Below are 19,040 nucleotides of genomic sequence, written 5' to 3'. Positions count from 1 at the left end.
TGTTTCCTTTGCGTCGGGCTCGGCGGTTTTGCAAAAACCGCCGAGCCTACCGTATCCGCCCCGTCCGTATCAGAAGCGATAGTCGAACGTCGCGAGCAGCGTGCGTCCGATACCGGGCACCGAGCGGCCGCCGTCCGACGGAATCAGCGCGTCGAAGTACGCCTTGTTGGTCAGGTTCAACAGGTTCAGACGCACGTCGAACTTCTTCGCGTGATAGGCCGCGGTCGCGTCCCAGCGCGTGTAGCCCGGCACCCGCACGTAGTTGGTGTTCGACGCATAACGCGGCGACATGTAGATCGGGCCGCCGCCGATCTCCCAATGCGGCGTGATCGCGTAGGTCGTCCAGAGCGTAAGCGTGTTGCGCGGCGTGTTGGCCGGCGTGTGGCCCTGTGTGCCGTCGAGCGCCTTGAGGATCACCGCGTCCATGTACGTGTAGCCGCCGAACACCTGCCACTTGTCGGTGATGTGGCCGGTCACGCCCGCCTGGAAACCGTCCACGCGGATGTCACCGGCGAGTTCGTACTCGGTCGGCGAGACCTGCGTGCGGGCGTTGTCCATTTCCTCGCGGAAGAACGCGGAGGTCACGGAGATATTGCCGCCGAACAGATCCCACTTGCCGCCGACTTCATACGACTTGGTCGATTCCGGCGCGAGGTTTTGCGTCAGGTTCGTGACCGTCAGGTTTTCGAGCGACGGGTTGAACGACGTGCCGTACGACACGTAGTACGACTGCCAGTCGGTCGGCTGGTAGATCACGCCTGCGCGCACGCTCGTGAAGAAGTTGGTCTGGCTGGCGTAACCCGGCGCGTTGATCGAGTTGGTGATCGATGCCTGGAAACGATCCCAGCGCAAGCCGCCAATCACCTTCCAGTGCTGGTTCAGCGAGACGGTGTCGTTCAGGTACGCGCCGATCTCGGTCGCGCCGGAGTTGGCGTAGTTGCCGACCGAGGTCGTCACGTTGGACGGCGTATCCATGATCGGCGGATTCAGCATCGGCACGATCGGCAGGTTGTTGCGCGTGTATGCCTGGTTCGAATAGCTGTCGTGACCGATCTCGAAGCCGGCGATCAGGTCGTGCTTGATCGGCCCGGTGTTGAATTTGTATTCGAGCATCGTGTCGTTGTAGATCGCGCGGTTCTCGATCACACGGTCATGGCTCTGCAGCTTGATGAACAGCTGCGACGGCGACAGCGTCGTGAAGTTGCCGTTGGTCAACGCGGTGCTCGACGACAGCGGCCCCGTCAGCACCGCCTGCGGCGCGGTTTCGCGCGCATCGGTCTCCGAGTGCGAGAGCTGCGTCTGGTTGGTCAGCGTGAGCGCGTCCGAGAATTTGTGCTTGATCGCGGCGGTGAAGATCTGCACGTCCTGGATCGTGCGGTCGTCGGTCAGGCCATAGAAGGTGTTTCTCGGCACCGGCGACGGGCGGCCGTTCAACGCCTGGATGCCGTAGTCGGGCATGTCGTGGTTATGCTGGATCAGCGCGGACAGCGTCACCTCGGTCGGCGTGCCGATGCCGAAGCGGATTTCCGGCGCGATGCCGAAGTCCTTGTTCTTCATCACGTCGCGCGTCGAACCGAGGCTTTGGCCGAACGCGTTCAGGCGAATCGCCGCGGTATCCGTGAGCTTGTGATTCACGTCGACGGTGGTGCGGTAGCGGTCGTCGGTGCCGACCATTCCCGAGACTTCCGCGAAGTCTTTCAGCTGCGCCTTCTTGGTCACCTGATTGATCACGCCGCCCGTCGAGCCGCGGCCGAACAGCATCGACGACGGGCCGTACAGCACTTCGAGCGAGTCCAGATCGAAGGTGTCGCGATAGTACTGATTGCGGTCGCGAAAGCCGTCCAGATAGATGTCGTTCTGTGCGGTGAAGCCGCGCAGGTTGATGTTGTTGCCGATCTGGCCGCCTTCGGCCGCGCCGATCGTCACACCGGGCGCGTTGCGCAGCGCATCCGTGAACGACGTCGCGCCTTGCGAGGCGAGCAGGTCTCTATTGATGACGGTGACGGTCTGCGGAATATCGCGCAATGCGGTCGGCGTCTTCGCACCGACCGTCGAACGTTCCGCCTGGAAGTCCTGCTGTTCGGCCTGCGCCGCGACGCCGATGGCCGGCAGTGTGCCGCTGTCGGCGACGGTGTTGGTCGATGCGTTTGCGGGTGCGTTTGGCGGATTTTTATCGGCCGCCGGTTGCGACGCGGTTTGAGGAGCGGTCTGCGCGACAGCCGGTGTCGCAAAAGGAACGGCAAAAGCTAGCGCTAACGCAGTCGCAAGCGGCGTGTGGTCGAACATTGGAAATCCCGTCAGGTGTGCGCTTACCCGATTCGCATGTCTCCCATGGAATAGGTGGCAAGCTGCCTTTGGCTGGCTTCCGGTCGCCTGAAGAGGCAGCAGTGACGGGATCGCTGGCTAGTGGTGGTCGTTAAATGAGAATCGGTATCATTCCATATGTCCCAGCGCGCATCAATCGCGCGACGTGTTACCCCGCGTAATCGGTTTGTTTCCGCCTTTTACTAACGTATGGAATTCGTAATTTTTATTCCGGTAATGACAGCCTTTTATTACGACATGTAATTCACCATTCGCGGACTTCTAGCTCCAGCAAGCCAATATTCCAATTGGTCTTCGATCGAATACTTTCAATTTAATAACAAAAGGTGAGCGCCCACAGTCAACATTTATTTGCAACACGGTTTATCCTTTTTGCAACGCTCTCTACCCACCGCTGTACCGTTCATTTCGGAGTTGTTGACCATGCAATACCGCCAATTCGGCCGCACCGGCCTGACCGTTTCGCGTCTGTGTCTCGGCACGATGACCTTCGGCCTCCAGACCGAGGAAGAAGTCTCGCATCGCATCCTCGACACCGCGGCGCATGCCGGCGTGAACTTCATCGACACGGCCAATGTTTATCCGCTCGGCGGCAGCGAGCAGTTTGCCGGGCGCACGGAGGAGATCGTCGGACGCTGGCTCAAGGGCAAGCGCGAGCGCTTCATTCTCGCGACGAAGGCAGTGGGCAAGATGGGGCCGTCGGCGTGGGACCAGGGTGCGTCGCGCAAGCATCTGCTCGATGCGATCGACGCGTCGCTGCGTCGGCTCGGCACCGACTACGTGGACCTCTATCAGCTTCACTCCGACGACGCGAACACGCCCCTCGACGAAACGCTCGAAGCACTGGATACGATCGTGCGCTCAGGGAAAGCGCGCTATGTCGGCGTATCGAACTTTCTCGCGTACCGGCTCGCGCGCGCGTTAGGACGCGCCGACGTGTTGCGCGTCGCGCGCTTCGTGTCGGTCCAGCCGCGCTACAACCTGCTGTTCCGTCAGATCGAACGGGAGCTGCTGCCGCTGGCCGCCGAGGAGCAACTGGCCGTGATGCCGTACAACCCGCTCGCGGGCGGTTTGCTGACAGGCAAGCACCAGCTGGATGCCGCGCCGGCGAGCGGGCGCTTCACCGAAAGCGTCGGCAAGGCCGGCGCGATGTACCAGGAGCGGTACTGGCATAAGCGCGAGTTCGAGACGATCGAACAACTCAAGGCGATCGCGGCGCAGACCGGCGAATCGTTGACGCGGGTTTCTCTTGCGTGGGTGCTGGCCAATCCGCTCGTGACCTCGGCGATTATCGGCGCGAGCCGCGCGGAGCAATTGAGCGATACGCTCGCGGCATCCGAACTCGTGCTCGATACGCCGCTCAAGACGCAACTCGATGAGGCCAGCGTGCAATATCGCTGGGGGGATGCGGCCCGATAAGCCGCGCCGGCTTCACTGCAGTTTCGCGGCGGTGTGGCGGAGCGAACCAGCGCCGCCACACCGCGAATCGGGCGGCGTCAGCGTCCGTATCGCAGCACCGTGCTCGTCGCGGCAATGACGTGATCCTTGATCGCCGCGAGCAACGCATCGCGGGTCAAGCCGGTAGGCAATGCATCGGGCGGCACGTCGAGCGCGTAGACCTGGGCGACGTAGTGATGCGGCACGTCCCCGATCGGCGGACACGGCCCGTAGTAACCGGTAGCGCCCGTGCGATTCGTACCGGCGATACTGCCGGGCGGCATGGCGGCACCCGCTGCCAGCCCCGTCGTCGACGGCGCGATGCCGTACAGCACCCAATGCACGATGCCCAATCCCTTCGCACCGTCGGGATCGAAGATCGTGACCGCGAAACTCTTCGTACCCGCAGGCGCATTGCGCCATTGCAGCGCCGGCGACACGTTGCCGCCGCCGCAATTATTGGCGCTTGCCGCATGGCTCGAATCGAGCGCACCGCCGTCAGCCAGGCCCGGCGACGCGACCGCGAACGCTTGCGCCGCGTACGCCTGCGCGCTCGCCAACGCGAACACTGCGCAGGCACTGGCGCAGCGCAAACGTCTCGCAAAGCCGTTTTGCTTCATTGTGAATCGCTCCTCCCATAGCTTCTTCGACCCGGCATCACTTGAACGGTCCGCTGCGCTGATTCGCTTCAGGCAACTGCCGCGTTTCGCGCACCGAGCGCGGATGCCATAAGCGCGCGCCGCCTTCGATACCGGCATCGTTCGAGACGGTTGCAACGTTCGACGGCAGATCGAAGTCGAGACGCACCGCGTTGCCGCCGCCGATCCACAACTTGTCGTAGTTCACCAGCGACGCCAGAATCCCGATCACCTTGTGAACGCGCCGGTTCCAGCGCTTGTTCCCCGCCTTCGCGCGCGCGGCCTCGCCGATGTACTCGTCGTACGCGACGCCCTTCTTGCTGACCGGATGATGCGCGAGTTCGAGATGCGGCATCAACTCGCCGTCGCGGAACATTGCGGTGCCCGCGCCGGTGCCGAGCGTCAGCACGAATTCGAGGCCATGTCCTTCGATTGCGGCAAAGCCTTGCATCTCGGCGTCGTTGATCATGCGCACCGGCAAGCCGCCCAGGCGCTGCGCCAGCGCGTCGGCGAGCGGGATATCGTGCCAGCCTTCGAGCCCGAAGTGCGGCGCGGTCAGAATGCGGTTGTTGCGCACCACGCCCGGAAAGCCGATCGACATCAGCGTGGGCGGCGCTTCGTCGACTAGCGGTGCGACCAGCTTCGCCAGCGTATCCACCAACTGATCCGGCGTGCACGGATGCGGTGTGGCCACTCGTACACGCTCGGTTTTCATCTGGCCGTCCGCGTCGATGATCGAGGCCTTCAGGCCGGTGCCGCCGACGTCGATGGCCAGAATCCGCTCGGCGCTGCCCGCCACTTTTGTCTTGCTTTCTGTCTTGCTTGCTACCGTACGTTTAGCCACGGTGTCCCCCGTTGAGTTGGTGCGCGTGTTGGTCTTACTTCTTCCCGGCTGGATTCCTGCTCAACGGCCGCCATGCCTGGCCATCGCGTGCGAGCAGCGCGTCGGCCTGCGCGGGGCCCTCGCTGCCGGCCGCATATCCGTGCACCGGCATGGCGCCGCCGCCTTTCGGATGCAGCACATCGTCCACCGCGCACCAGCTCGTTTCGATGCTGTCGGCGCGCTGGAACAAAGTCTCGTCGCCGAGCATGCAGTCGTACAGCAGCGTCTCATAGCCGACGTTCGCGCTCGCCGCGAAGAAGTCCGCATAGTTGAACGACGACTGCACCGCGCCGATCTGCATCACCGGCCCCGGCGTTTTCACGTTGAAGTCGAAGCTCGTGCCGTGCGCGGGATCGATGCGCAAGGTCAGCACGTTCGGCGTGAGCGCGTCGACCGGCGTATCGCGGAACAGACGGAACGGCACCGGCTTCAGTTGCACCGAGATTTCCGTGCGACGCGCGGCGAGGCGCTTGCCGGTACGCAGATAAAACGGCACCCCGGCCCAGCGCCAGTTCTCGACGAACACGCGCGCCGCTGCGTAGGTCTCGGTCGTGCTGCCGGGCGCGACGTCCGGCTCCTCACGATAGCCGACGCCCGCCGGACCCTTTTCGTATTGCCCGAACACGACGTCGTCGGGTGTGAGCGGCTGGATCGCGTCGAAAATTTCGGCCTTCTTGTCGCGCACGGCTTCGGCGTCGAATGAATTGGGCGGCTCCATCGCGACCATGCCGAGCAGCTGGAACAGGTGGTTCGGCACCATGTCGCGAAACGCGCCGGTCTGTTCGTAGAATTTGCCGCGCCCTTCCACGCCGATCGTTTCCGCCGCAGTGATCTGCACACTGTCGATATATTCGCGCCGCCATACCGGTTCGAACAGCGCATTCGCGAAACGCACCGCGAGAATGCTCTGCACAGTGTCCTTACCGAGAAAGTGATCGATGCGATACACCTGCTCTTCTTTTGCGTACGACAGGATGTGCGCGTTCAGATCGCGCGCCGAGGCGAGATCGGTGCCGAACGGCTTCTCGATCACGAGACGGCGAAAGCCGGCGCCGTCATTCCCCTCGCCTTCCTTCAGCAAGCCCGCTTTGCCGAGATGCTCGACGATCGGCTTGAAAAAGCGCGAGCCGACCGCGAGGTAGAAGATCACGTTGCCGCCTGGCGACTGCGCGAGCTTCTGCTTGAGCTTCGCGAAGGTGTCGTCGCTTTCGAATTCGCCCGCCATGTATTCGAGGCGTTGCGCGACCCAGTCCCATGCCTGGTCGTCGAGCTTGCCGGCGTGGAAGGTGCTGGCTTTGTCGGCGGCGAATTGCTGGAGCGACGTGTGCAGGTCTTCGCGCCACTCGGGCGTCTCGCGCTCGCCGTGATTGACGCCGATGATCTTCATCGCGCCGTCGAGCAGGCCGTCCACCGCGAGGTTGTACAGCGCGGGCATCAGCAGCCGTTTGGTGAGGTCGCCGCCGGCGCCGAAGATCACGAGCGTGCAAGGCGGCGCGGGCCGCTTGCCGGGTGGCGACGCCGGCGCATCGTGCGGACTCGCGCTGACCTTGCAGCTCGGCGCCTGAGCGGCGGGGGGGTGATCTGAAGCCTGGGTGTTCGGTGTAGTCGACATGGGATTCACTTGAGGAAGCCAATGGAACGGACGTGGCGGTACATGAAAGACCACGCTTGAACCCACACAGTTCAAAAACGATCACGCCAATGGCAAGATGCGCGGCGTGGCAGGCCCGCTGTCAGCCGCCGCGTGCGGGTCGGCCGCGGCGCGTTACTTGGTCACGGGAACTGCGACGGCGGGCTCGGGTGCGGGTTCTGGCTGGAGCACGCGTGCCGGGGCGGCGGTGTGCGCCGCGGCCCCAACCGCCGCCCCGGCCGACACGGGAATCGGCGCCCGCTCGGGCTCGCCTGCCAGCGGCACGTTGCCCGATGCCGCGATCGCACGCGGCTGCAGCAGCAACGCGACCAGCCCGCTCCAGCCGGTCTGGTGCGAAGCGCCGACGCCGCGCCCGTTATCGCCGTGAAAATACTCGTGGAACAGGACCAGATCAGCCGACTTCGGGTCGGCCTGCAACAGCGGATACGCGGCCATCACGGGCCGCTCGCCGTCCTTGTTCTTCAGGAACAGCGTGGTCGCGCGGCGCGCAAGTTCGTCGGCGATTTCGCTCAGCGAGAACTTTTCCCCCGAACCGGTCGGATACTCGACGCGGAACTCGTCGCCGTAATAGCGATGAAATTCGTAGAGCGATTCGATCAGCAGATAGTTGACCGGCATCCATACCGGACCGCGCCAGTTCGAATTGCCGCCGAACACGCGCGTGTCCGACTCCGCCGGCAGATACTTGACGCAAAAGCTGTTGCCGTTGTAATTGAACACGAACGGCTGATCGCGATGAAAACGCGACAGTGCCCGCACACCGTGATCGGACAGGAACTCGCTTTCGTCGAGCGCGCGCCGCAGCAAAGCTTTCATCCGATGGCCGCGCAGCACCGACAGCAGCAACGCATTGCCCTTGCCGGGCTCGTTCCAGCGCGACACCAGCCTCGCCAGATCCGGCCGATGCTCGAGGAACCACACGAGCCGCTCGCGCAGGCACGGCAGCTCGCCATGCAGACGCTCTTCGAGCACGTGCACGGCGAACAGCGGAATCAGACCGACGATCGAGCGCACCCGCATCGGCACATTGCTGCCGTCGGGCAGGCGCAGCTTGTCGTAGAAGAACTCGTCTTCGCTGTCCCACAGGCCCGTATCGCAGCCGTCGTCGCAACTCACGGCTTCGGCGATATACAGGAAGTGCTCGAAAAACTTCACGCCGATATCGACGAACACGTGGTTCGCATACGCGAGTTCAAGCGCGATGCGCATCAGGTCGAGCGCATACGCGGCCATCCATGCGGTGCCGTCGGCCTGGTCGATGTGGCCGCCGGTCGGAAGGGGCGACGAGCGGTCGAAGATGCCGACGTTGTCCAGCCCGAGAAAGCCGCCCTGAAAAATATTGCGGCCGTCGGCGTCCTTGCGGTTCACCCACCAGGAGAAGTTCAGCAACAGCTTATGGAACACGAGTTCGAGAAAATCACGGTCCGCCTTGCCGGTCATCGCACGATCGATCTCATACACGCGCCACGCGGCCCATGCATGCACCGGCGGGTTGGCGTCGCCGAGCGCCCATTCGTAGGCGGGCAGTTGTCCGTTCGGATGCTGATAGCGGTCCTTCACCAGCAGCAGCAACTGACGCTTCGCGAACGCCGGATCGATCAGTGCAAACGCGGCCGCATGAAATGCGAGATCCCACGAGGCGTACCACGGGTATTCCCACTTGTCGGGCATCGACACGATGTCCGCATTGCACAGGTGCCGCCAGTCCGCATTGCGGCCGTGCTTGCGGCCCGCGGGCGGCGCGGGTTGCAGCGGATCGCCCTGGAACCAGCGTTGCACGTCGTACTGGTAGTACTGCTTGGACCACAGCATGCCGGCGAGCGCCTGGCGCTGCACGAGGCGCGCGTCGGGATCCGCGATTTCGTGTTGCAGCGCGCCATAGAATTCGTCGGCCTCGGCGATGCGGCGGGCGAACAGCGCGTCGGCGTCGAACTGCCCGTCGTCGGGCGACGACTGCGCACGCCAGCGCAGGTACACCACGGCGCGCCCGTGCGGGCCGAATTCGAGTGCCGCATGCGCGCCGGCCTTGGTGCCGGCGTCGTGACGTACCGCGTGCTGGTCGCCATGCACGAGATAGTCGTTGAAGCCGTCCTTGAACGGGCCCGTGCCGTCCATGTTGAACAGACGCTTGACGTTGGTGTCGTTCTCACAGAAAAGCCATGCGAGCTGCGGCGCGTCCTTCGACCAGGCCGTCACGACAATTGGCTCCTGGCCATGCTGACGCCCGATCAAATGCGCCTCACCGTTGCGGTCCGTGCCGGCGACCAACGACGGCTTGTCCTTGTTCTCCTTCCACGACCACGAGTTGCGCGCCCAGATTTGCGGCAGCACGTCGAGCGACGCGGACTCGTCCGCGCGATTCTCGATCGTCACGCGCATCACGATGTCGTCGGGCGCGTGTTTCGCGTATTCGACCTGCACGTCGAAATAGCGCAGATCGTCGAACGCGCCGGTATCGAGAACCTCGTACTCCGGCATGTCGCCGCCACGGCGAGCGTTTTCCTGCACCAGGTCTTCATACGGGAAAGCGGCGTGCGGGTACTTGTAGAGCATCCGCATGTACGAATGCGTCGGCGTGCCGTCGAGGTAGAAGTACAGCTCCTTCACGTCCTCGCCATGATTGCCCTGCGCGTTGGTGAGGCCGAACAGGCGCTCCTTGAGGATCGGGTCCTTGCGGTTCCATAGCGCGAGCGATACACACCAGCTCAGCTTGTCGTCGCCGAAACCGGCGATGCCGTCTTCGCCCCAGCGATACGCGCGGCTGCGCGCATGATCGTGCGGAAAGGAGTCCCAGGCGGTGCCGTCCGCGCTGTAGTCCTCGCGCACCGTGCCCCATTGACGTTCGCTCAGATACGGGCCCCAGCGCTGCCAATGGGCGCAATCGGCCGAGTGCAGGCGGGCGCCTTCGAGAGTGGCGAGCAGATTGGCAGCGCGCAGCGGTGGCATAACGTCGTCCTTGCTTCGGGCCTGGCGGTGGGACACACATCGTAGCGCGGTTTACGCGGCGATGGGCGCCAACCGGGCAAGCAGATTCTCGATGCGCAGCAACTCCCCGAGCGACCACGCCTGAAACGGCGTGCCGGCAGGCGCATGCGGCGCGTCGCCGTCGGCGATTTCAGAGAGGTGGTCGAGACCCGCGTCATCGAGATGCGCGTAGAGCGGGTCGAGAAAGCGCGCTTTGGCTTGCGCGCGGGTCTGTTCCGTCACGCCGTGAACCCGCAGCCACGCTTCGACGAACGGCCCGAGCAGCCACGGCCAGACCGTTCCCTGATGATAGGCGCCATCGCGCTGCAAGGCAGAGCCGCCGTAGTGTCCGCGATACGCGGGATCGGACGGTGCGAGCGTTCTCAGACCGAGCGGCGTGAGCAACTGCGCTTCCACCTGGTCTAGCACCGCGCGCGCCGCCGCGCCGTCGACTAGCGGGAACGGCAGGCCGCCCACCGCGAAAATCTGGTTCGGCCGGACCGCGCGATCTATCGCGCCTTTTACGTGATCGACATCGACGTTATCGAACAATGCCTGTGTGGACGGATCGACGAAGCGTTCACGAAACGCTTGCAACACTCGTCCGGCCGGTTGTTGCCACTTCGGGTTCCATGCTGCCGCAATGCGCAACGCGTTACACCACAGCGCCTGTACCTCAACCGGTTTGCCGATGCGCGGTGTGACGACCCAGTCGCCGACTTTCGCGTCCATCCACGTGAGTTGCACACCAGGGACGCCCGCGCTCAGGAGACCATCGTCGGCGCAGGCGCGGATGTTGAAGCGCGTGCCGTTCGTGTAGCCGGTGAGGATCGCGTCGGCGGCCTGTTGCAGACGCGCGCGGGTCACGGCGCCCGCATGACCTGTGGCCAGGTAGTCGTGCACTGCGACGATGAACCATAAGGACGCGTCGACGGAGTTGTATTCCGGCGTGTCGCCGTAATCGGGGAAGCGGTTCGGCAGCATGCCTTCGGACAGCGTGCCCGACCATTCGAGCAGGATCGACTCGGCTTCGTCGAGACGGTTCGACGCGATCAACAGGCCGCGCATCGCGATGAAGGTGTCGCGGCCCCAGTCGGTGAACCACGGAAAGCCCGCGAGAATCGTGCGGCCTTCGTTGCGCGAGACCACGTAGGCATCGGCGGAGCGTTGCAGGCGCGAGCCCAGTGCGTTGCGGCGCTGCTGTTCGACGCGGGCGAGCTCGGCTGCGTGGGTGGCGGTTGCGCAGGTGGGCGCTGCCGCGCCCGCTGCATTCGACGCGCTGAGAACCATCACCGCTTCACCGTCGCCCAGATCGAAGCTGAATACCCCAGGCGTTGCGAGATCTTCGCTGAAGTCGAGACCGCGTTCCTGCTCGCGCACGTAGCAGAAGTTCCGATACCAGTCAGGCGCGTGCATATAGACGCCATTCGTCGCCGCATGAATGACCGGCAGGTCGCCATACGGTTGCCAACTGACGCATGCGCGATCGTCGCTGATCCGCGCGTCGAAATTGAATGCGGCGTTTTCATGATGCAGCGCGTGATAATCGCGCCCCGACAACAAGGGCCTTACCTTCAACACGCGCGCGCTCATTTCGCCTGCCACCTCAGCGCTGTCCAGCCGCCAACGCAAAACCGTTTCTCGCGTCGCTCGACTGACGAATACTTCGGCAATCAATACGTTCAATGTGTCGAGTTGAATGCGCCAGGTCGGCCACGGCGCAGTATCGAAGCCGGTGACGCTCGCATTCAAATCCGGATAGATCACGTTCGGCACATAGCGCTGCGAGCTCAACGGATAACGCCGCCCTCCCGCTTCCAGCCACGCCTCCACACCGTTGACGAGCACGACACGGCCGCCCGGCGCGCGCGTCGCGTTCAACAGCAACGCGTGATAACGGCGCGTGCGCAACATGCCCACGGTGCCCGATGCGAAACCGCCGAAGCCGTCCGCTTCCAGCCATTCGTCTTCGAGACGCGTGATGTCGAAGGGTCGTTCGATGCGTGTCATGGACTAGCCGGTTATGCAAAGCCGTGAATCGTTCGGTATGCCAAAAGCATCAGGCAAATGGCATTACGGTGACTATTGTCCTTCTTGTTGCTTTCCACTTTCTTTCGAAAAACAAACGAATTAACGAAAGTTATGCTGCTCGCAAACGTTTCACAATTATTTCTTGAAAGGAACAGAGACTGCACTCGCTTTCACCAAACCGGATGCAGACATGAGAAGAGACAAACGCCTCGCGAGCGCCGCCTTGCTCGCACTCGCCACTATTGGCTTGAGCGCTTGCGGCGCGGATGACGCTCCATCGACGGCAACGTCTTCGGCGCCTACCGCTGACGAAGCCGCGCAACGAGCGGCGACCTTGTCGGCTGCGCTGCCCGACGCATCCGCCCCGCTCACGGCGAACCCCGCCGCCGCGTCCGATCCGATCACGCAAAACATGCAAGCCAGTCTCGCTGCCGACAACCAGCAAGTCGCACCCGTCATGCACTACGCCCCCGGCGACCGCGCCAGCAACAACTGACCTGCTTTTCATGGCGTGCAGAGGCGCGCTATTCTTTCCCCCCGCAGAAGGTGATATTCGATGACATCAACTAGCCGTCGCCGTTTCCTGCAGACCGTGGCTTCTTCCGCCGGCGCTGCCGCCGCGCTGACCGCGCTGCCCGAGTCGATCCGCAATGCGTTGGCCGTGCCCGCGTTCTCGCGCACGGGCACGATCCGCGATGTCGAGCACATCGTCGTGTTCATGCAGGAGAACCGCTCGTTCGACCACTACTTCGGCCATATGCGCGGCGTGCGCGGCTACAACGACCGCTTCCCGATTCCGCTGCCGAACGGCAAGCCGGTGTGGTATCAGCCGTCGAAAGCGGACGCCACCAAGCCGGTGCTGCCGTTCCATCTGGACACCTCGACCACCAGCGCGCAATGCGTCGGCGATCTGGACCATTCCTGGTACAAGACCCACGCCGCGATCGACGGCGGCCGCTACGATCAGTGGCCGGCCAACAAGACCGACATGACGATGGGCTATCACCTGCGCAGCGACATTCCGTTTCACTACGCGCTGGCCGATGCGTTCACCACCTGCGACGCATACTTCTGCTCGCTGCCCGGACCCACGCACCCGAACCGCTCGTATCTGATGACCGGGACGGTCGATCCGACCGGCACGCTCGGCGGACCGCTCCTCGATAACAACGATTTCGTCGACGGCGACGGTCCGCCGAATTACCAGTTGCTCTCTTGGACCACGTATCCGGAGCGCCTGCAAGCCGCTGGCATTTCGTGGCAGGTGTACCAGCAGGGTACGACGGGCTCCGATCCGTTGAACGGCAACTACGGCACCAACATCCTGCAGAACTTCACGAACTTCATCAACGCGCAGCCGGGCTCGCCGTTGTATGAGCGCGCACAAACCGTGCGCACCATCGACGACCTGAAGGCCGACGTGCTCGCGAACAAGCTGCCGCAAGTGTCGTGGTTGTGCCCGCCGGCCGCGTACTCGGAGCACCCGCAATATACGCCCGCATACGGCGCCGAATACACGTCGCAGATTCTCGATGCGTTGACGTCGAATCCCGAGGTGTGGAGCAAGACCGTGCTCTTCATCATGTACGACGAGAACGACGGCTTCTTCGATCACATCGTGCCGCCGCAACCGGCGACGACGCCCGCGCAAGGCAAGTCGACGGTCAGCACCGAAGGCGAGATTCACAACGTAGTCAATCCCGCGCGCGGCGGCAGTTATACCGCCGACGGCTTGCCGTACGGGCTCGGCCCCCGCGTGCCGATGACGATCGTGTCGCCGTGGAGCAAGGGCGGTTTCGTGTGCTCGCAGGTGTTCGATCACACGTCGGTGATTCGCTTCATCGAAACACGTTTTGGCGTTCACGAACCGAACATCACGCCGTGGCGCCGCGCAGTGTGCGGCGACCTGACCACCGCATTCGACTTCCGCACGCCGGACTCGAAAGTGCCGCCGCTGCCGGACACGAGCAACTACAAGAGCATCGCCGATAACCAGTGCGCGACGCAGCCGAAGCCGACCGTGCCCGCGACGCCGGGCGCGATCGATCCGCAGGAAAGCGGGATTCGTTTCGCGCGTGCATTGCCGTACGAACTGCATGTGAATGGCGAAGCGGATGTGAACCGCAACACGTTCGAGATCTCGATCGCCAACACGGGCGACCAGGGCGCGCATTTCTATGTGTACTCGAGCAATCGCACCGATGGTCCGTGGCGTTACACCGTCGAAGCGGGCAAATCGCTCGGCGAGACCTTCGATCTGACGACGACGAACGGCGTGTACGCGTTCGAAGTGTTCGGGCCGAACGGCTTCGTGCGCAAGTTCGCGGGCAATGCGCAGCCGACGAAGACGCACAACGCGCACGGTCTGGGCCTGTTTGGCAACAAGCCGGCGCTGCCCGAAGTGAAGGCGCAATACGACGTCGCCAACGGCAACGTGTTCCTGAAGTTCAGCAACAGCGGTGGCGGCATCGCGCGTTTGACGGTAACGGATAACGCGTATGGGGCGCGCACGCGTCCGGTGCTGGTGCCGGCCGGCTTGCATCTCGAAGAGGTGTGGGTGCTGGCGGCGAGCCATCACTGGTACGACCTGACGGTGACGAGCAATGACGATGCGAGTTTCTCGCGCCGCTTTGCGGGTCACGTTGAGAACGGGCGGCCGAGTATCAGCGATCCGGCGGCGGTTGCGCCGATGTTGGCGTGAGGTGAAGCAGCGGGGCTTCGCCGTCGAGGCGGAGCCCCTGTCGAAAGTACTCCGCTGCCCAGGGAGGCTGTCGTCATGCATATCCCTCGAAGGGCCCTGCACAAAACAACGCATCCGCGCCGCCCGCGAAAAAAACTCAAGCCCCCAGCAACACGCCGGTCCTGAACGGCCGCGTCCCCGTCACCCGTCCCAACGGCGCCCCTGCCGTCACGAAGCGAATCGCGCGACGCATATAAAGCACGCCTTCGGTGTTGCTCGTGATCGTGGTCGTCTCGTCGGTGAGCGGATCGACGATATCGAACAGAGCCTGTCCGACGCGAATCGTCTCGCCGATCTTCGCGCGATGAATCAGAATCCCGCTGACAGGTGCGTAAAACTGCTCGCTGCCCGCGAGCGGCGTCGCAGGCGCAAGCAGCGGCGGCAAAGGCCGCGCGTCCAGCCGGATCGCCTTGCGCCACGCAAGATAATCGACTATCGCGTCGGCATCCCGTTGCGCCACTTCGTACGAGACGTCGCGCTGACCGCGGCATTCCACCGTCACCGCAATCGTGCCGGTGGGCACCGGTTTGCTAGCGGGCATGGCTTGCTGCAAGGTCCACCACAACAGGCTATGCGTTTCGTCGAACGACTCGCCGCCCGAGTTGGTCGCGAGCAGCGAGGCTTCTGCGCCGAGATAGCGCGACAAGGGCTCGAACTCGGGCCAGGCCGCTTCGCTCGTGTACAGATGCATCGCCGCTTCGAGCGAACAATGCAGATCGATCACGACGTCCGCATCGAACGAGAGTTTGAGCATCGCCAGTTGCAGTGACTCGAATTCGGTCAACGGCTTCTGCTCGGCCAGTTCAGCCGCGATCAAGTCGCGAACGATGCGCCGGTTCTCCGCCGCATCCGAACCCAACGCATCCTTCGCGCGTGCGACCAGCTTCGAGAACTGCAAGAAGTGCCGGTTGAAGTTCTTGCCGCTGCCGAGATCGAAGCGTCCGAGAAACTGACCGAGCACGTACTGACCGAGCCCGACCGGATTCGCCACCGGCACCAGCACGATTTCCGCATTCAACGCGCCCTGCTTCTCCAGTTCCAGCAGGCGGCGCTTGAGCAACACGGTCGTCAACATCGCGGGCGTCTCGTCGGCATGCAGCGACGACTGGATATAAATCTTCTGCCCGCTATTCGCCGGGCCGAAATGGAACGACACCAGTTCGCGGTGCGTGCCGATAGCCGGCGAAAGAAGCGGAATCGATTGCCTGTTCATGAGGGGAAAGCCTGGGGAAGAAGAGTCGGGAGTAAAAGAATCAATTGCCGTACGGATCGAAGTCGAAGTACTTCTTCGCGATCTGTGCGTACGTGCCGTCCTTGAGCATCGAAGCAATCGCCGCATTGATCGACGCCTGCACCGCGGTCTCGTCCTTGCGCAAGCCGATGCCCACGCCGCGATCGCCCATCGACAGCGGTTCGCCGACAAACGCAAAGCCCTTGCCCGCCGGCGTGCGCAGAAAGCCGATGTCCGCTTCCACCGACCCGAGCAATGCGCCGTCGAGCCGTCCGTTCTGCAAGTCGGCGAACACTTCGTCCTGGCTCTTGTACGCGGTCACGTGCGCGCCGAGCGGCGCCCAGTTCTTCAACGCGTAGCCTTCGAACTGCGTGCCCGACTGCACGCCGATCTGCTTGCCGGCCAGTGCGTTCACACCGCCCGCGAGCGGCGAGCCTTGACGCGCAATCAGCCGCGACTTGAACTGGAAGATCTTCGACGAAAACAGGATCTGCTGCTCGCGCTTTTCCGTGATCGCCATCGACGACAGAATCGCGTCGATCTTGCGCGCCTGAAGCGCCGGAATCATCCCCGAGAATTCGAGTTCCACCCATTGGCAGCGCGCGTGAATGCGCCGGCAGATTTCGTTGCCGAGATCGACGTCGAAACCCTTGAAGCTGCCGTCGGGCGCCTTGGCATCCATTGGCGGATAGCTCGGATCGATGCCGAGGCGCAGCGTGCCGGCTTCGGCGGCAAACGCGCCGCTGCTGAAAGTCAGCGCAGCGCTCAGGATCATCAGCGAAATTTTCATGGGAGTCGAAGTGTGGGGGATGAATGACGACGGTGCCATCGTATGACGCCGCCGCGCCTCCAAGAAGTCCCGTTCAAACTATCATGATCACTTTTACCGATCACCAGATCAACGAACTGGAACCCTCATGGCGTTGACGATCTCCCAGCTGCGCGCCTTCACGGCGGTCGCCGAGCACGGCAGCCTCCGCGCGGCCTCGCGCGCGCTCGGCATTGCGCAGAGCGGCATCACCCAGCAGTTGCAGAACCTCGAATCGATGCTCGGCGCGACGCTGTTCATCCGCACGAATCGCGGCATTGCGCTGACCGCGCTCGGCCAGCGGCTATTGCAGCGGGCCGGCGCGATCATCGGCGAGTGCGAGCGCGCCGAGCAGGAAGTGCGGCAAGTGCGCGGCGACTATGTCGGCGAGGTCACGTTCGGCATGACGACCGAGCCGCTCATCGACGCATTCGCGCCGGTGCTGATGGATTTTCGCACGCGCTTCGAGCGGGTCGCGGTGCATTTGCGCACCGGCACCTCGCGCATGATGATTTCGTGGATTCGCGAAGGCACGCTCGACTTCGCGGTCGCGCTCGTGTCGAAGCATACCGATACGGCCGATCTGTCGGTCACGCCGCTCTATCCGTCCGATCCGGTGATCGTGTGCCGCCAGGGTCATCCGAAAGCAGGGGCGACCTCGCTCGCCGAACTGGTCGACTGCACGTGGGTGGCGACGCGCTCGCCGAATCTGACCGAAGATCCGCACGTCAACCGGCTGAGCCATCTGTTCGAAAGCCACGGCCTCCCGCCGCCGAAAGTCATCGCCACAGTGGAGGGCCTGTACGAGACGCTGCATCTGGTCGGCGCGACGGACTGCCTGTCGCTGGAGTCGTCGATCGTGGCGAAACGCGGGCCGTTTGCCAGCGCACTCACGGCGATCGCGGTGCGCGAGCGGGCGGTCGAACAGAACGTCTGCCTGCTGCAGCGCGCGGCGATCCCGCTCACGCCCGCCGCACAGGAGCTCGCGACGATGATCGCGTCATACACGCGCACCGTGCGGGCGCGCTGACTTCGGCGCGATGTCAGTCGATGCGTCAGGCCACGGTTTCGAGCGCGATCAATTCGCCGATGCTTTGACGGCGCCGGATCAACCGCGCCTCGCCCGCGTCGAGCAACACCTCGGGCGCGAGCGGCCGGCTGTTGTAGTTCGATGACATCGACGCGCCGTACGCACCCGCGTCATGGAACACGATGAAGTCACCCACTTCGGGCGCGGGCATCGAGCGGCTCGTGACGATGCCGCCTTCGGCCTGCGTGAACACGTCGCCGGCTTCGCACAGCGGGCCGGCTACCGTGAACGCGGCAAGCGGCGCGTCGCTCGGCACGCCGTCGCGTTTCACTACGCTCATCCGGTGGTGGCTGCCGTACAACGACGGCCGCACGAGGTCGTTGAAGCCCGCATCGACCAGCGCGAATTGCCGCGTGGGCCGCCGGTTCAACGCATGCACTTCGGCGACGAGCACGCCCGCCTCCGCTACCAGAAAGCGCCCCGGTTCGATTTCCAGCCGCACGCGATGCCCGACGTGCGCCTCGATCCGCTGGCGCGCCGCATTCCACAGCCGGAAGTAATGATCGACGTCGATGCGCGGCTCGCCTTCGCGATACGGTACCGACAAACCACCGCCAGCGGAAATCGCTTCGATATCGTGGCCGAGGCCTGTCACGGCATCGACCATCGCCTCGCAGACGCGCGACAGATGCCCATAGTCGACACCCGAGCCGATATGCATGTGCAGGCCGACGAGCGTCAATCGGTAACGGCGCACCAGTTCGATCGCGCGCGGCACGTCGTCGAGCCAGATGCCGTGTTTGCTGTGTTCGCCCCCGGTGTTGGTCTTGTTGCTGTGCCCGTGACCGAAGCCGGGATTGATCCTCAGCCACACGCGATGGCCTGCGGGCGCATGGCGTCCTATCCGTTCGAGCATATCGAGCGAGCCGGCGTTGACCGTGATCTGATGTTCGAGCACAGCGGCAAGGCTCGCGTGGTCGAGCAGGTCCGCGGTGAACACCACGCCTTCGGGGTCGCCCCCGGCCGAGAAGCCCGCCGCGAGACTGCGCGCGATTTCGCCCAACGAGACCGCGTCAACCATGACGCCAGCCTCGCGCATCAGCTTCAGAATGTGCACGTTGGAACAGGCCTTCTGCGCGTAGCGGATGACGTCGAAAGCGCGGAGTTCGGCGATGCGCCGGCGAATCGTTTCGGCGTCGTAGGCCCAGAGCGGCGTGCCGTGCTGCCGGGCGAGTCCGACGAGTTGTGCGGGATTGAATGGCATCACGGTTCTCTCGATGTCGAAACAGTGCAATGCCCGAC

General features: G+C 63.7%; 13 protein-coding genes. 4 read left to right on the top strand and 9 right to left on the bottom strand.

The window, feature by feature from the left end:
- Positions 1–69 precede the first annotated feature (69 nt).
- Positions 70–2,286, bottom strand: a complete 2,217-nt coding sequence (locus HV770_RS23895) for a TonB-dependent receptor (protein WP_175163615.1) — start codon at positions 2,284–2,286, stop codon at positions 70–72.
- A gap of 462 nt (positions 2,287–2,748) precedes the next feature.
- Here HV770_RS23895 and HV770_RS23890 point away from each other — a divergent pair, with 462 nt between their 5' ends.
- Positions 2,749–3,744 carry an aldo/keto reductase gene (locus HV770_RS23890; RefSeq protein ID WP_175163613.1) on the top strand — a complete coding sequence of 332 codons (996 nt, stop codon included), beginning with the start codon at positions 2,749–2,751 and terminating at the stop codon, positions 3,742–3,744.
- A gap of 77 nt (positions 3,745–3,821) precedes the next feature.
- Here the strand turns inward: HV770_RS23890 and HV770_RS23885 are convergent, their stop codons facing one another.
- The 5 genes from HV770_RS23885 to HV770_RS23865 all read right to left on the bottom strand — a co-directional run bounded on the left by HV770_RS23885 (position 3,822) and on the right by HV770_RS23865 (position 11,908).
- Positions 3,822–4,382, bottom strand: coding sequence for a YbhB/YbcL family Raf kinase inhibitor-like protein (locus HV770_RS23885; protein WP_175163611.1), 561 nt, complete (start codon positions 4,380–4,382; stop codon positions 3,822–3,824).
- 37 nt (positions 4,383–4,419) lie between these two features.
- The gene (locus tag HV770_RS23880; RefSeq protein ID WP_425497470.1) at positions 4,420–5,244 is read right to left on the bottom strand and encodes an ROK family protein; all 825 of its coding nucleotides are present in this window, start codon (positions 5,242–5,244) and stop codon (positions 4,420–4,422) included.
- A gap of 34 nt (positions 5,245–5,278) precedes the next feature.
- Complete coding sequence (zwf, locus tag HV770_RS23875; protein WP_175163609.1) at positions 5,279–6,895, bottom strand: glucose-6-phosphate dehydrogenase; 1,617 nt, start codon at positions 6,893–6,895, stop codon at positions 5,279–5,281.
- A gap of 153 nt (positions 6,896–7,048) precedes the next feature.
- Positions 7,049–9,880 carry an MGH1-like glycoside hydrolase domain-containing protein gene (locus tag HV770_RS23870; RefSeq protein WP_175163607.1) on the bottom strand — a complete coding sequence of 944 codons (2,832 nt, stop codon included), beginning with the start codon at positions 9,878–9,880 and terminating at the stop codon, positions 7,049–7,051.
- A gap of 51 nt (positions 9,881–9,931) precedes the next feature.
- Positions 9,932–11,908 (bottom strand): amylo-alpha-1,6-glucosidase, encoded by a 1,977-nt coding sequence (locus tag HV770_RS23865; protein ID WP_175163605.1) that lies wholly within the window; start codon positions 11,906–11,908, stop codon positions 9,932–9,934.
- 211 nt (positions 11,909–12,119) lie between these two features.
- On the opposite strand from HV770_RS23865, the gene HV770_RS23860 reads away from it, so the two are divergent.
- A complete protein-coding gene (locus tag HV770_RS23860) occupies positions 12,120–12,425 on the top strand; it encodes a hypothetical protein (RefSeq protein ID WP_175163604.1) in 306 nt (101 codons plus the stop codon).
- A 60-nt stretch (positions 12,426–12,485) separates the two neighbouring features.
- Positions 12,486–14,630, top strand: a complete 2,145-nt coding sequence (locus tag HV770_RS23855; protein WP_175163602.1) for a phosphocholine-specific phospholipase C — start codon at positions 12,486–12,488, stop codon at positions 14,628–14,630.
- Positions 14,631–14,766: 136 nt separating this feature from the next.
- Here the strand turns inward: HV770_RS23855 and HV770_RS23850 are convergent, their stop codons facing one another.
- Positions 14,767–15,882, bottom strand: coding sequence for a succinylglutamate desuccinylase/aspartoacylase family protein (locus HV770_RS23850; protein ID WP_175163600.1), 1,116 nt, complete (start codon positions 15,880–15,882; stop codon positions 14,767–14,769).
- A 40-nt stretch (positions 15,883–15,922) separates the two neighbouring features.
- Entirely contained in the window at positions 15,923–16,690 is a 768-nt protein-coding gene (locus HV770_RS23845; RefSeq protein ID WP_175163598.1) for a transporter substrate-binding domain-containing protein, read from the bottom strand.
- Between the two features lie 127 nt (positions 16,691–16,817).
- On the opposite strand from HV770_RS23845, the gene HV770_RS23840 reads away from it, so the two are divergent.
- The gene (locus HV770_RS23840) at positions 16,818–17,738 is read left to right on the top strand and encodes a LysR substrate-binding domain-containing protein (protein WP_175163596.1); all 921 of its coding nucleotides are present in this window, start codon (positions 16,818–16,820) and stop codon (positions 17,736–17,738) included.
- A gap of 25 nt (positions 17,739–17,763) precedes the next feature.
- On the opposite strand, the gene lysA is transcribed toward HV770_RS23840, so the two are convergent.
- A complete protein-coding gene (lysA, locus tag HV770_RS23835) occupies positions 17,764–19,002 on the bottom strand; it encodes a diaminopimelate decarboxylase (protein ID WP_175163595.1) in 1,239 nt (412 codons plus the stop codon).
- Positions 19,003–19,040 lie beyond the last annotated feature (38 nt).

This window comes from Paraburkholderia fynbosensis, from assembly GCF_902859935.1.
Taxonomy (GTDB): Bacteria; Pseudomonadota; Gammaproteobacteria; order Burkholderiales; family Burkholderiaceae; genus Paraburkholderia; species Paraburkholderia fynbosensis.
Note: the sequence above shows the minus strand (reverse complement) of the source record. Positions and strands in the feature narration are given on the sequence as shown.